Source organism: Amycolatopsis sp. NPDC114505 (assembly GCF_055633615.1).
The window spans coordinates 1,809,417-1,821,885 of the sequence record NZ_JBVKDV010000003.1; the positions used below are offsets into that span (position 1 = coordinate 1,809,417).

The 12,469-nt window shown below is 71.7% G+C and carries 14 protein-coding genes; 5 read left to right on the forward strand and 9 right to left on the reverse strand.

The genetic code is table 11. The features are described from left to right. Positions 1-122: 122 nt before the first annotated feature. Positions 123-755 carry a GntR family transcriptional regulator gene (locus tag ACZ7OU_RS37365; protein WP_470259041.1) on the reverse strand — a complete coding sequence of 211 codons (633 nt, stop codon included), beginning with the start codon at positions 753-755 and terminating at the stop codon, positions 123-125. 89 nt (positions 756-844) lie between these two features. On the opposite strand from ACZ7OU_RS37365, the gene ACZ7OU_RS37370 reads away from it, so the two are divergent. Both ACZ7OU_RS37370 and ACZ7OU_RS37375 read left to right on the forward strand, forming a co-directional pair. After that, complete coding sequence (locus ACZ7OU_RS37370) at positions 845-1,378, forward strand: YbhB/YbcL family Raf kinase inhibitor-like protein (RefSeq protein WP_470258860.1); 534 nt, start codon at positions 845-847, stop codon at positions 1,376-1,378. Further along, complete coding sequence (locus tag ACZ7OU_RS37375) at positions 1,375-2,271, forward strand: SCO6745 family protein (protein ID WP_470258861.1); 897 nt, start codon at positions 1,375-1,377, stop codon at positions 2,269-2,271. The genes ACZ7OU_RS37370 and ACZ7OU_RS37375 overlap by 4 nt, the downstream gene beginning before the upstream one ends. Here the strand turns inward: ACZ7OU_RS37375 and ACZ7OU_RS37380 are convergent. The 5 genes from ACZ7OU_RS37380 to ACZ7OU_RS37400 form a co-directional block, all read right to left on the reverse strand. After that, positions 2,178-3,212 carry a HoxN/HupN/NixA family nickel/cobalt transporter gene (locus ACZ7OU_RS37380; RefSeq protein WP_470258862.1) on the reverse strand — a complete coding sequence of 345 codons (1,035 nt, stop codon included), beginning with the start codon at positions 3,210-3,212 and terminating at the stop codon, positions 2,178-2,180. The two genes, ACZ7OU_RS37375 and ACZ7OU_RS37380, sit on opposite strands and share 94 nt — an antisense overlap. Beyond that, positions 3,209-3,490: a hypothetical protein gene (locus ACZ7OU_RS37385; protein WP_470258863.1), complete on the reverse strand. Its 282-nt coding sequence runs from the start codon at positions 3,488-3,490 to the stop codon at positions 3,209-3,211. The genes ACZ7OU_RS37380 and ACZ7OU_RS37385 overlap by 4 nt, the downstream gene beginning before the upstream one ends. Before the next feature lie 14 nt (positions 3,491-3,504). Beyond that, positions 3,505-4,902, reverse strand: coding sequence for a DUF4331 domain-containing protein (locus ACZ7OU_RS37390; protein ID WP_470258864.1), 1,398 nt, complete (start codon positions 4,900-4,902; stop codon positions 3,505-3,507). Between the two features lie 66 nt (positions 4,903-4,968). Next, on the reverse strand, positions 4,969-5,259 hold the full coding sequence (locus ACZ7OU_RS37395) for a hypothetical protein (RefSeq protein WP_470258865.1): 291 nt from the start codon (positions 5,257-5,259) through the stop codon (positions 4,969-4,971). 287 nt (positions 5,260-5,546) lie between these two features. Next, positions 5,547-7,682 (reverse strand): DUF6351 family protein, encoded by a 2,136-nt coding sequence (locus ACZ7OU_RS37400; protein WP_470258866.1) that lies wholly within the window; start codon positions 7,680-7,682, stop codon positions 5,547-5,549. A 146-nt stretch (positions 7,683-7,828) separates the two neighbouring features. Here ACZ7OU_RS37400 and ACZ7OU_RS37405 point away from each other — a divergent pair, with 146 nt between their 5' ends. Beyond that, a complete protein-coding gene (locus ACZ7OU_RS37405) occupies positions 7,829-9,016 on the forward strand; it encodes a cytochrome P450 (RefSeq protein WP_470258867.1) in 1,188 nt (395 codons plus the stop codon). Positions 9,017-9,068: 52 nt separating this feature from the next. On the opposite strand, the gene ACZ7OU_RS37410 is transcribed toward ACZ7OU_RS37405, so the two are convergent. The 3 genes from ACZ7OU_RS37410 to ACZ7OU_RS37420 are packed head-to-tail and all read right to left on the reverse strand — an operon-like array spanning position 9,069 to position 11,279. After that, positions 9,069-9,905: a serine hydrolase gene (locus ACZ7OU_RS37410; protein WP_470258868.1), complete on the reverse strand. Its 837-nt coding sequence runs from the start codon at positions 9,903-9,905 to the stop codon at positions 9,069-9,071. Between the two features lie 7 nt (positions 9,906-9,912). After that, positions 9,913-10,785 carry a hypothetical protein gene (locus ACZ7OU_RS37415; RefSeq protein WP_470258869.1) on the reverse strand — a complete coding sequence of 291 codons (873 nt, stop codon included), beginning with the start codon at positions 10,783-10,785 and terminating at the stop codon, positions 9,913-9,915. After that, positions 10,785-11,279, reverse strand: a complete 495-nt coding sequence (locus ACZ7OU_RS37420; RefSeq protein WP_470258870.1) for a SigE family RNA polymerase sigma factor — start codon at positions 11,277-11,279, stop codon at positions 10,785-10,787. The genes ACZ7OU_RS37415 and ACZ7OU_RS37420 overlap by 1 nt, the downstream gene beginning before the upstream one ends. 233 nt (positions 11,280-11,512) lie before the next feature. Here ACZ7OU_RS37420 and ACZ7OU_RS37425 point away from each other — a divergent pair, with 233 nt between their 5' ends. Beyond that, positions 11,513-11,683, forward strand: coding sequence for a hypothetical protein (locus ACZ7OU_RS37425; RefSeq protein ID WP_470258871.1), 171 nt, complete (start codon positions 11,513-11,515; stop codon positions 11,681-11,683). Further along, positions 11,680-12,396, forward strand: coding sequence for a mycothiol-dependent nitroreductase Rv2466c family protein (locus ACZ7OU_RS37430; protein ID WP_470258872.1), 717 nt, complete (start codon positions 11,680-11,682; stop codon positions 12,394-12,396). The genes ACZ7OU_RS37425 and ACZ7OU_RS37430 overlap by 4 nt, the downstream gene beginning before the upstream one ends. Positions 12,397-12,469 lie beyond the last annotated feature (73 nt).

Sequence of the window (12,469 nt, forward strand, 5' to 3'; positions counted from 1 at the left end):
CAGCGGCGCGCGAACAGCGTCAACCGACCCGAAAACGTTTCGCCCCTCCCCGAAACCTGTTCTCGTGGCCCGGAAACGGCAACCTCGACGCAGCTGCGCTGGTCAGCGCCCGCGTACGGGAATCAGCCGTCGAGTGCCGCCGCGGTCAGGGTGAGGTGCCGGGCGAGCAGCTCGGCCGCGGCGTCGGCGTCGCGGTCCAGGCCCGCTTCCTCCAGGCGGCGGTGCTCGCCGGCGGCGTCCCGGTCCGGCGCGCGCTGCGCCGACCACCGGCGCGCCAGCTCGCTCGCCGCCCACATCCGGTCGAAGGTCTCGAGCAGGGCGGCGTTGCCGCACCCCTCCAGCAGGGTGCGGTGGAAGCTCCGGTGGGCTTCGGACCAGGCGGCGCTGTAGTACTCGCCTTCGCCCGGCGCATACGGTTCCGTGCGGGCCAGGCGGTGGTGCGCGGCCCGCACGCGGGCCTCCCAGTCGACGTCGCCGCGCTCGACGGAGAGGCGCAGCACGACGGGCTCGACGGTCCGGCGCGCCTCCGTGATCTCCTGCCAGCGCCGGTCGGAGAACGCCGGAACGGCGAAGCCGCGGTTCGGCAGCCGGTCGGCCAGGCCCTCGCCGACCACCCGCACGAGCGCCTCGCGCACGACGGCCAGGCTCACGCCCTGGTCCCGGGCGAGGTCCTGGGGCTTGAGCGCTTCACCGGGGGCGTAGTCGCCGCGCATGATCGCGTCCCGCAGGTGTGCGTAGACCTGCTCCGACAGCATCTGACCCATGCCCTCAGCATAGATGTTGCCGTTAATAATCGATTATCTGTGCTATCGTCGATGACGTCACCTCCCCGGAAGGATCCCCGATGACCGTCAACGACCCCTTCGCCCGGCTCCCCGAAGCGGCCGCCTTCTCCGTCACCAGCACCACTGTCACCGACGGCGCCGCCTGGCCCCGCCCGCAGTTCTCCTCGGGGGTCCCGGGCGGCGAGGACGTCTCCCCGCAGCTGTCCTGGAGCGGCGCACCGGAAGGCACCGAGAGCTACGCCGTCACCGTCTACGACCCCGACGCCCCCACCGGCTCCGGGTTCTGGCACTGGGCGGTCGCCGACATCCCCGCCACCGTCGCGCGGCTGCCCGAGGGCGCCGGCGACGACACCGGGTCCGGCCTGCCGGAAGGCGCTTTCCAGCTGCCCAACGACGCCCGCGTGCCTCGCTTCCTGGGTGCCGCCCCGCCCGCCGGGCACGGCCCGCACCGCTACTTCGTCGTGGTGCACGCCCTCGACGTCGCCGCCATCGGCGTCCCCGCCGACGCCACCCCGGCCGTCCTCGGCTTCACCATGGCGGGCCACATCCTCGGCCGCGCGGTCCTGACCGCCACCGCCGAAACGCCCGCATGAGCACCGCCGTGCGGGAGGTCGGCCTCGCCGTCTCCGCGGCCCACACGTTCATCTACCTGGTCCCCGAGTCCGAAGAGGAGGCCGCGAAGCTCGGCGTGACCGACCGCGGGCAGCGGTATTTCGCCTTCCGGTCGGCCGCCATGGGCGCGGTTCCGTGGCAGGTCACGCTGGCGGCCTTCTACAACTTCAGCCCGCGGGCGGTGCGCGCCATGGACGGGGTGTGGAACGCCGCGTCACCCGGCCGATGGCAGGCTGCCCGCTTCACGGCCGCAGTGGATGCTCTGCACCGCGTCGGCGTGAACCTCACGGCCGGCCGGATCGCGGAGGCGCGGTCACTGATCGATCCCGTCGTCGCCCACGCCGACTACGCCGGCAAGACGCTGGCCGCCGCGAACGCGTCGGTCCCGCTGCCGGCCGACCCGCTCGCCGCGCTGTGGCAGCAGCTCACCGTGGCCCGCGAATGGCGCGGCGACGCGCACGTCGCCGTGCTGGCCGGCAACGACCTCGGGCCCTGCGACTGCAACGTCCTCCACACCGCGACGGGCCGGCTCCCCGAAGCGGTCGTCCGCGCCACCCGTGGCTGGGACGACGAGGAATGGGCCGCGGCGACGGCACGTCTCGTCGCCCGCGGCTGGCTCACCGCCGACGGCACCGCGAGCGAGGCCGGCGTCGCGGCCCGTGAACGGATCGAGGGCGAAACCGACCGGCTCTGCGTGCCGCTGTGGGCCCCGATCGGCGCGGCGGGTGCCCGCCGCCTCGCCTCCCTCATCGCCCCTATCGGCGGCGCGTTCACCGCGGCCTACGAGGAGCTGACCCGCCGCCCGGCCCGCCAGAGGAGCACACCGATCAGCCAGGTCAAGAGGAACAGCGCGACGATGCCGAGCCCCGCGTAACCGGGGTCGATGTCCCCGACCCACGCCAGCGGCCCGGACGTGGTGCCGAGCAGCCCGGCCAGCCCGAAGCCGCCGGCCAGCAGCGCGGTCACCACCGAAATCCCGGTGACCAGCAGGTTGTAGCGGATCCTCCGCACCGGGCTGAGCAACGCCCACTCGTAGACGGCGGTCATCACCACCCCGTCCGCCGCGTCGAACGCGCTCATCCCCGCGGCGAACAGCACCGGCAGCGCGAGGAACGTGTACCAGGGCACGGCCGGCGCGACACTGCTCGACAGGACGAGCAGGGAGACCTCGGTGGCGGTGTCGAACCCGAGGCCGAACAGCAGCCCGATCAGGTACAGGTGCCATTCCCGGCCGACCGACCTGGTCAGCCGGGCGAGCAGGCGGGCGAGCAGCCCGCGCGAGTTCAGCTGCCGTTCGAGCTCCGCCTCGTCGTGACCGCCGTCGCGAGCTTGCCTCGCCACCCGCAGGACGCCCGTGAAGGCCCGCGCGTTCAGCACCCCGATCAGCAGGAGGAACCCCGCCGAAATCAGGGCGCCCCCGGCCGTGGTCACGTCGTGGAGCGGAGAGGAGTCGTCGACGACGCTGTCGGCGACCGCCCGGAAGCCCAGTCCCAGCACGACGCAGAGCAGCAACACGACCGTCGAATGGCCGAGTGAGAACCAGAACCCGGCCGACAGCGGCCGCCGCCCGTCGCCGAGCAGCTTCCGGGTCGTGTTGTCGATCGCGACGATGTGGTCGACGTCGAACGCGTGCCGCATGCCCAGGACGTAGGCCGTGACGCCGATCCCGGTACCGAGGCCCTGGGCACCACCGCCGCTCGCCGCCAGCAGCAGCATGCCCACACCGAAGAGGTGCAGGAAGACGACGAAGCCGCCCATGCCGACCAGCCGGCGGCGATCCTGCCGGGTCAAGCCGGTGAGCTGTCCCGGGTTCACAGCTGGAGCTGACTCACCTGGCCACCGTGGACGGTCACGGTGGCGTGCGGTGCACCGTCGGGGTGCCAGACGGTGTAGTCGCCGGCCGGCACGCTGGGGAACACGGCGGTGTAGGCCGTCCGCTCCCGGTTGTGCCGGGCGTGCACCACGTTGTGGCTGCGCGGCGTTTCGGAGTCCGCTCCCGGGCTGATTTCGATCTCCCGCTCGCAGTGCTGCGGGCCGGTGTGGATGACCAGCGCGCCGATGTCGCCGCCGATGTCGAGGATCAGGGTGTCCATGGTGGGTTCTCCGTTCAGGCCTTCGGGGTGGTGAAGCCGCTGTTCGGCACGCCGAGGTAGGGAAAGCGGTCGAGGTAGGGGATGTCGAGGTCGTCCGGGGTCACCCCGTCGTCCACCTTCGCCGCCGCCGGGTCGGGCGTGTAGGTCTTGTCCACCAGGGCATAGGTGGCGCCCGCGATCGCGCGCAGCTCGATCGCGACCACGTCGTCGAACACCCGGCGCCCGTTGGGGAACCCGGCGAGGTCGCCGCCGAGCAGCCCGAAGATGCTGGGCTTCGCCGACGGCGGGATGGCGGTGTTCAGCCGCATCAGGTCGGCCTGGGTCTTGCCGGTGAAGTTCTGGAAGCCCGGGATGAGCCCGCCGGGGATGCCGGTGAGCAGGATGGCCAGCAGGTCGGCACGCGGCTTGCCGGACTTGTTCAGCACGTCGAGGTTCGGGAACACGCCCGGGAACAGGCCCGGCAGCAGCGACGCGACCTCGGGGTTCGCCACGAACTTCGCGAACCGGCTGTCGCCGTCCGGAGACTGCGTGTTCCAGAAGTCCTTGCGCCCCATGGGCACGATGACCTCGTTGAACAGCGGGTTGGCCAGCCGCGAGACCTGCCGCTGCGGCCCGGTGCTCCAGGTGTTGTTGCGGTCGGCGTCGAGCATGCGCACGCGCTGGCGGCTCGCGGTCGTCCACACGCCGATGGTGGCGCGCGGGTCGGTGACGTCGCGGCCCGGCCGGCCTTCCCTGGTCAGGTCGGTGATCGGGACCTGCAGCGCGATGGAGTGCACGTTGAGGTTCTTGGTGGCGTTGACCCCCGCCCCGGACTGCGGGAACTTGGTCAGCCCGAAGTGCGCGTGCGCGTCGGCGAACGGCCGCGGGTCGAGCAGGTCGAAGATGGCACCCAGGTCGACGTAGAACCCCTCGGCCCGCTGCCCGGCGTACACCTTCCGCCCGCCGCCGAGATCGCGCACCGCCGCGTCGGCGAGCGCGCCGTAGTCCGGTGTGGACAGTGGGCCGATGTTGCAGGGCGGGCAAGGGAACTTCCGCCCGAGCAGCTGCTCGCGACCCTTGCCGTCCCGGCGGGTGACCGAGTAGAACTGCCGGCGGTTCCAGTTCGGCGAGTCCAGCGCCTGGATCGGGCCGGTGTTGTAGAGGAAGGTGTTCTCGTTGCGCACCTGGGTGGTGAAGCGGAACTCGTAGCTGACGTCCGCCTTGCCGTCACCGTTGTTGTCGACGTGGATCGCGTACCGGACGTCGTCGCCGAACTCGTAGAAGTTCGGCCCGCCGGCCGGCGCTTGCAGCGGCACGTAGTTCGCGATCAGGGTGACGGTGTCCGGTCTGTCCGGGCTGACGAAGGCGTAGACATCACTGGAGTCGGCGACGGGGTCTTTGGAGATTTCGGGCGCCTCACGGTGTGAAGACATGGTTCAACCTCACGGGTTTTTGAAAAGGAAGCCGGACAACAGGGCCGGCACGGGAAATGCGGCCTTTCAGGCGGCGTTGACGATCTTCGCCAAGCGAGCGGCGAAGGCGCGATCGGTGACCTGGATCCGGCGGTCGCCCACGAACACGTCGAGCTCCCCCGAGCCGGCATCCCGCAGGTGCACCATGACGGGATCAGCCGGGTTTTCCGCCGGGCCATCGGATTCCGCGACGGCGGAGACGACGGACGGACCCACCACACCAACGGCCAGCCCGGCCGCGGCAAGCCCACCCCCCGCCACGAGCGCCCGCCGCCGAGAGACTCCCCCACCGGGCGCGGCCTGATCTTCCTTTGCCATGAGCCAACTCCTCACTGCTGTGGGCGTCCGCACCGCCCGCTCCCCAGACATTCGGCACGCTGAGGCGGCCGGATTGCCCGAGTTTTTCTCGAATGTGCGCGGATGATGTTGTGCCGCAAGGAGTATTAGCCCATTCGGTCGCGGGCAAGAGCCGGGGCGCCGCTCGAAACCGGGGCCGTCACCACGGCTTCGTCGGCGGCGTGGTACCCGTCCGCTCGTCGCTGTAACTCAGCCAGGTTCCGATCCGTCGCCGGCAAGAACCCGCGCACCACCCGAAACCGCAACCGTCACCGCGACTTCGTCGGCGGCGTGGTGCCCGTCCGCTCGTCGCCGTAGCTCAGCCAGGTTCCGATCGGGGCGCGCTGCCCCACTCCCGGACGGCTGTAGTCGCACACCCCATCGGGGAACGTCTCCCGCAGCCGCTTCCGGTCCGCCGTCGTGAACGCCACCGGGTACTCCCGGAAGTCCAACGGCTTCAGCCGGCACTTCAGCACGTCGAGGGACAGGCTCTCCCCCGCGACCATCCGGGTGTTCGCCGCCACCGGGTACTGCGCGCCGCACTGGCCGCTTGCCGGGTACGTCAGCTTCTCCGTGATCCGCGACGCCGCGGAAAGGTAGCAGCCGTCGCCGAGGTCGCGCGGGCGGTCCGCCAGCACCTTCTGCTGGCGGCTCCGGTGGGAACCGTCGGCGTCGATCGCGGTGAGCCAGCGGTCCATCGCGTCGAGCTCGTACACGCTCGCGGCCGCCGCCTCGGGCGCGGTGGGGTGGTTTTCGATGATGACCTGGTTGCCCGCGGTGCCGTTGGCCCGCAGAAGCCGTTGCCGCATCACGTAAGACCACTCGGTGGTGTGGATGTCGTTGCCGAACCCGGCGAAGTCGAGGTCGGTGCGCTGGTCGATGATCGGCGTCTCCCGCAAGCCCTGCGACGCCGAGTTCAGGATGTCGTCGGCGTAAGCCGCCTCGAGCGCCTTCGGATCGGCCGCGATCCGCTGTGCCACGGGCGCTCCGGTGTAGTCGAGGCCGCCGATCGCGGCGTTGAGGTCGGCGAACTGCGCCGCGGTGATCGTCCCGGCCTTCAGCGCGGCCAGGCCGTACTGCACGCCGGTGGTGTCCAGAGGGCTGCGCACGAACCCGGTCTTCGGGTCCCGGCCGAGCTGGTTGACCAGCTGCTCGTTCGAGTTGCACTTCACCCCGCGCGGGTTGGTGACCGGGTCCCACCGCGCCGCGACCGGGATGGCCGCGTTGCAGCTGCCGGTCGCGGTGGCGCGGCTGGCGAACGTCGCGTCCCAGGACGTGCAGGTGTCGTAGCTGGCGAAGCCCGCGACGGCCTGCTTCTGCGCCGCGGTGAACGACGCGCCCGGCCCGGCGAAGTACCGGTCCAGCAGCCGGCAGTCCGACACCGGGCCGCCCACGCTCAGCGGGTCCGGGAACGAGACGCCGGGGATGATGCCGTCGACGATGCCGGGGTAGTTCTCGGCGATGTCGTACTGCTGGATCGCCCCGCCCGAGCCACCCCAGCCGATGGTGTGGGCGATCGGGCCGTAGGTCTCGGCGAAGTGCTCCTTGACCATCATCGCCGCTTCGGCCGAGATGATCGGGCTGCAGTTGTTGTCGAGCACGTTCAGGCTCGACGACGCGACCGCGTACCCCCGCGCCAGGAACAGGTCGTTGACGACCCCGCCGGTCGAGTTGCCCTGGTGGTAGCCCGCGTTGCAGCCGCCACCGAAGGTGTAGACCAGCCTCCCGTTCCAGCTGTTATCCGGCGCGACGGGCGACGGCACGCCGTCGTAGAGGGCCGCCAGCTCGTAGACGGCGCGGTCGATCGTGCCCCGCTCGACGCGGACGACGTACGGCACCGCGTGCCCGTTCACCGTGGCCGTCGCGAGGTCCGCGGGCCGGGTCGCCGGGTCCGCCAGCGGCGCGAACGCCCCGGCGGTGGTCTTGTACTGGTAGCTCACCTGGGTCGGGGCGCTGCACAAGGGCTGGGACGCCGGGGGCAGGCCGAACGCCTGCGTCTCGCAGTAGAACGGGCGCTGCTGCGAGCCGGAGAGGACGGGCCCGGTGATCGGGTGGTTGGTGACGCGCAGGTTCGCGCGCTGGTCCGGGCCGTGACCGCTCGTCCGGGCGCTGAGGTCGTTGACGCCGTCGCGCAGCCCGGTCACCAGGCCGAGCAGGCTGCCGTCCGGCTGAGCGCGGAAGCTCGCGGTGACGTCGTGGCCGTTGCCGCTGACGGTGACCCGTGTCCTCCCCGGCGCGACGACCTTGACCAGGACCTGTCCCCCGCTGACGAGCGCGGGCCGCGGGTTGGACACCGTCTCGATCGTCAGCTGCCGCCCCGGTGGCGTGCCGGCCACGGCGGTCGCGGTCCCCAGCAGGAGCACCGGCGCGGTCAGCGCGGCCACGACGAAAGCACGGTTTGCCACCGGACACTCCGCTCGCTCGTGGCGTCGCGTCGTCGCGACACCGGGCAGCTGCCGGTATAGCACCTGGGACCGGCCGTGAACAACGTTCGGTCCGGGGCCGCCGTTGGGCGGTACGCCGCGACGCACGGGTGCCGCACGATGGGGCGATGGAGGTCCAGCCCGCTCCCTACCCCTTCGGGGACGTCGAAGCCCTACGACTCCACCCGCGCTTCGCCGAGCTGCGGAAGTCCGGGACGCCGGTCCGCGTCACGATGCCCTACGGCGGCGACGCCTGGCTGGTGACGCGCTACGAGCAGACGCGGGTCGTCCTGTCGGACCCGCGGTTCTCCCGCGCCGCCGCGGCCGGGGCGGACGTGCCGCGCGGGCGTCCCGGCCTCGAACCGGCGGGCAACCTGCTGGCCATGGACCCGCCGGAGCATAACCGGATCCGCGCGCTGGTGGCCAAGGCGTTCACCGTCCGCCGGGTGGAGCTGCTCCAGCCCCGGGTCCAGGAGATCGTCGACACCCTCCTCGACGGCATCAGCCCGCCCGTCGACTTCGCCTCGGCGGTGGCGTGGGAGCTGCCCGTGCTGGTGATCAGCGAACTGCTCGGCGTGCCGGCGAGCGAACGCCGGATGGTGCGGCAGTGCACCGAAACGCTGCTCGCGTCGGGCGGAACCGTGACACCCGCGGACGTCACCGAAGCACGCGCGAAGCTGGCGGGCGCGCTGAACACGCTGATCGCGCAGCGCCGGGCGGAGCCCACCGGCGACCTGCTGACCGCGCTCGTCGCCGCCCGCGACGAGGAAGACCGCCTGACGGACAACGAGCTGCTCATGCTCGGCGTGGCGCTGCTGGCCGGCGGCCACGAGACCACGGCGAACCTGACCGGCAGCTTCCTGGTGGAGCTGCTGTCCGACCGCGACCGGTGGACGGCGCTCGTCGAGCGTCCCGAGCTGATCCCGTCGGCGGTGGAGGAGCTGCTGCGGTTCGTGCCGCTGGCGACGGTCGCGGACCTCGCGCGGATCGCCCAGGAGGACCTCGAGCTCGGCGGCCAGGCCATCCGCGCCGGCGACGCGGTCCTGGTCCAGCTGGACTCGGCCAACCGCGACGAATCGGTGTTCGCCTCGGCGGAGGACCTGGACTTCGGCCGCAAGGTGAACCACCACGTCGCGTTCGGCTTCGGCGTGCACCACTGCGTCGGCGCGCCACTGGCGAGGCTGGAGCTGCGCGTCCTGCTGTCGACCCTGGTCCGCCGTCTGCCGGGGTTGCGTCTCGCGATCCCGGCGCAAGACATCGAGTGGCGCCGCGACGGGTTGATGCGCGGGGTCGCGAGCCTGCCCGTCACCTGGTGAAGCCCGATACGGGTGACCGCCGTGATCCTCAGCCTGGTCGGCTCGTGAGGCACTACCGGGCGAAACTGATGTCCATCCGGCCGAACAGTTGCTGCGCAACGCTTTTGCACACTTCGGCCCCGAACCGGTGCTCGTCCCCCTGGTCCGGGTAGTGCACCAGTACCGCGAGCACCCAGTGGTCCCAGACCGCCAGGCAGTTCACCACCCACCAGTCCCCGTGCCGGGTCCAGCCGTTCTTCACCGCCGGGTGCGTGCCCGCCAGCGCCGGCGCCTCGGGGATGCCGAACGCGGCGCCGGGATCCGCCGAACGCATGAGGTCGAGCAGCTTGTCCCGCCACTGCGGGCTCAGGCCCGGACCGCGGACCACGCACTGGCCGAGCAACGTCGCGTCGGTCGCGGACATCGTGGTCCTGGACCACCAGTCCGGGTGGACGCGGGTGTCCCGCAGCCCGCAGGTCCGGATCATCCGCGTGATCGAGTCGTCCCCGCCGAGCCGGAGGTACAGCACCTGAGCGGCGTGGTCGTCGCTGTGCCGGATCATCCGGGTCACCCGATCCTCGTCCGCGGCCGGGATCCGGGACTTCCGGGAGGCGAGGAAGTCCACGGCCAGCCAGATCTTGATCATGGACTCGGTCGTGGTGCGCAGGGTTCCGTCGCCGACCACGACTCCGGTGTCGAGCTCGCGCAGCGCCCAGGACCACTCGCCCCGGACCTCGACCGTCACCTTGAGGTCCTCCGGCCGCGACACGACCGGAGGGCTGCTCAAGACCGAGGGCACGTACGAGACCGGCCTGTCCGCGGCCGGTTCGCCGGCGGGGCGAAGCCAGACCGCCGCGGCGAGGGCCCCGAAGGTGACGACCACCAAAAGGACGACCACGGAGACGCGCACCGCAAGGTCACCGGGTGAGCTGGACGGAGTTCAGCAGGGCCAGCGCGGGCCGCTCGTTGGCGCGCGAGCTGTCGACTTCGACGGTGTAGGCCCCGATCACCCGGTGCTGGTGCACGGGCAGGGGGTCCTCCGGAAACGCGCTGTCGCCGGCCCGGCTGGTCAGCGACACGGTCAACGAGAAGCACCGGACGTCGAGCGGGGCCCGGTTCGCCTCGGGGTCGGGGCAGAGCACGAGGGTGTTGGTCTCGGGCTCGCTGGTGAACGTCGTGACCTGCTGCCCGTCGGGGACCTGCACCGACTTCAGCGGCGACGCGACCACCGGCGGTGTCGTGCCGATCTTCGCCAGCAGGGCGAACATCTCCGCGGCCGTCACCGGCTTCGTCGTCTGGGCCCAGATCCAGCGGTCCGGCCCGTCCTGCCACATGACCGACTGCGGGTGCGCGATCTGACCGGCGGTCGAGGGCTTCGCGGCCAGGGCGCCCCGGGGCGCGGCGCCGTCGCGGACGTCGATCTCGAACGCGTACTTGTGGTCCTGCGCGTAGTGCAGGGCCGCGAAGTGCGGCTGGACGGCCCACATCGCCAGATCCCAGGAGCCGTCCTGGAGGCTCAGCGCCGGCGCGGCCGGAGGTACCTTCCCGCCGGCCGGCGGCGTGGTGGGTGCCGAGCTCGCGAGCGTCGCCGGCGGCACCGCCGCACTCCCGCGGTCCAGCACCACGACGGCACCCGCTCCCAGCGCGAGCACCGCGACCGCCACCGCGGCGACGCCGGCCATCCGGCGACGCCGGATCCGCCGCGTCGCGACGGCGAGCACCTCGCCGGGATCGGGGGCCAGGTCCGCCTGGGCGCGCAGCACGCGGCGCAACTCGTCGAGGTCGGTCATCACACGCTTTCCTTGCCTTCCTTGAGCTGGACGCGCAGCGAGCTCAGGCCGCGCGAGATGTGGCTGCGCACCGTTCCGGTCGCGCACCCGAGGACCGCGGCGATCTCTTCGTCGTCACGGTCCTCGTAGAACCGCAGCACGATCGAGGCCCGCTGGGCGCGGCTCAGCCCGGCCAGCAGGCCGGTGAGCTGGTCGGCGTCGGCGATCCGCCACGCCGGATCGGGCGCGGTGGGCTCGTCGAACCGGGTGACGTCGGCGGTGGGGTGCACCGAGCGCTGGTACCAGCGGCGGCGCCAGCCGAGATAGCCGTTGACGACCATCTTCCGCAGGTACAGGTCCGGCCGATCCACCGCCGCCACCCGCCGCCAGCCCTGGTGCGCGCGCACGAGCGCGTCCTGCACGACGTCCTGGGCCAGCTCACGGTCACCGGTCAGCACGGCGGCGAACCGCACCAGGCCCGGCAGTTGTTCGCGCGAGAACTCTTCGAACTGCACACCTCTTAAGATGCCGCTGCCACGACGCCCTGTTGCAGTACGGCCGAGATTTCCGGCGGCCGGTTCTGTACCGAGAGGTACAATCACAACGAACCCCCTGACCGACGACGAGCCCGTCGTCGAGCGGGTCGGGCAGATCCGCTCGTCATCCTCAGCACGGTCTTCTTCGCCGTCGCGGCGTCGGCGCTGTCCCTGGGCGCCGCCGACCCGGCCGTCTGTTCCAGTCGGCCCTGATGGCCGCCGCGGGCGAGCACGCCGGCGCGGCTCAGCCGATGATGGTGACCATGTGGAACGTGGGCATCGGCCTCGGCGGGCTGACCGGCGGCCTGCTGCTCGCCGTCGTGACGACCGTGCTCATCGTCGTTTCCGCCCGCACTCACGCCTTCCCGAGGAGGACCCGATGACCGACATCAGCTTCTACTTCGACCCCATCTGCCCGTTCGCGTGGATGACGAGCAAGTGGATCCGGATCGTGCAGGCGCAGCGCGACTACACCGTCGACTGGCGGTTCATCTCCCTGCGGCTGATCAACGCGCACCTCGACTACGACACCCACTTCCCGCCGGAGTACGAGGCCCAGCACACCGCGGGCCTGCGACTGCTGCGGGTGGCGTCGGCGGTGCGGGAGAACCACGGCCGCGAGGCGATCGGCCCGCTCTACGAGGCCTTCGGCGCACGCATCCTCGAGACCGCTCCCGACGAGAGCAAGCCCTTCGGCTGGCAGGGCACCCCCGAACTCGCCGCCGGCGCGCTCACCGCCGCCGGCCTGCCGACCTCGTTCGCGGAGTTCCTCGACGACACGAGCCGCGACGCCGAGATCCAGGCCGAGTCCGACGAGGCGCTGTCGTTGACGGGCAAGGACGTCGGTACCCCGATCATCCACTTCGAACCCCCGCACGGCGTCGCGTTCTTCGGCCCGGTGATCAGCAGGCTGCCGAGCGAGGAGCAGGCCGGGGAGCTGTGGGACCACGTCGTCGGGCTCGCCCGGTTCCCCGGCTTCGCCGAGCTGAAGCGCAGCCTGCGCGAGCAGCCGCAGCTGCCGTCGTTCGGCGTCACGACCGGAGAGACGGGCAAGACCGAGGACTGGCACGCGGGCAGCCGCCGGCTCAAGAAGTAGCCCGTCGGCGGCCGAGGAAGACGCCGTCCGCGCCGACGGTCGAGTTGATGTTCCCGCAGCAGGTGGTCACGCT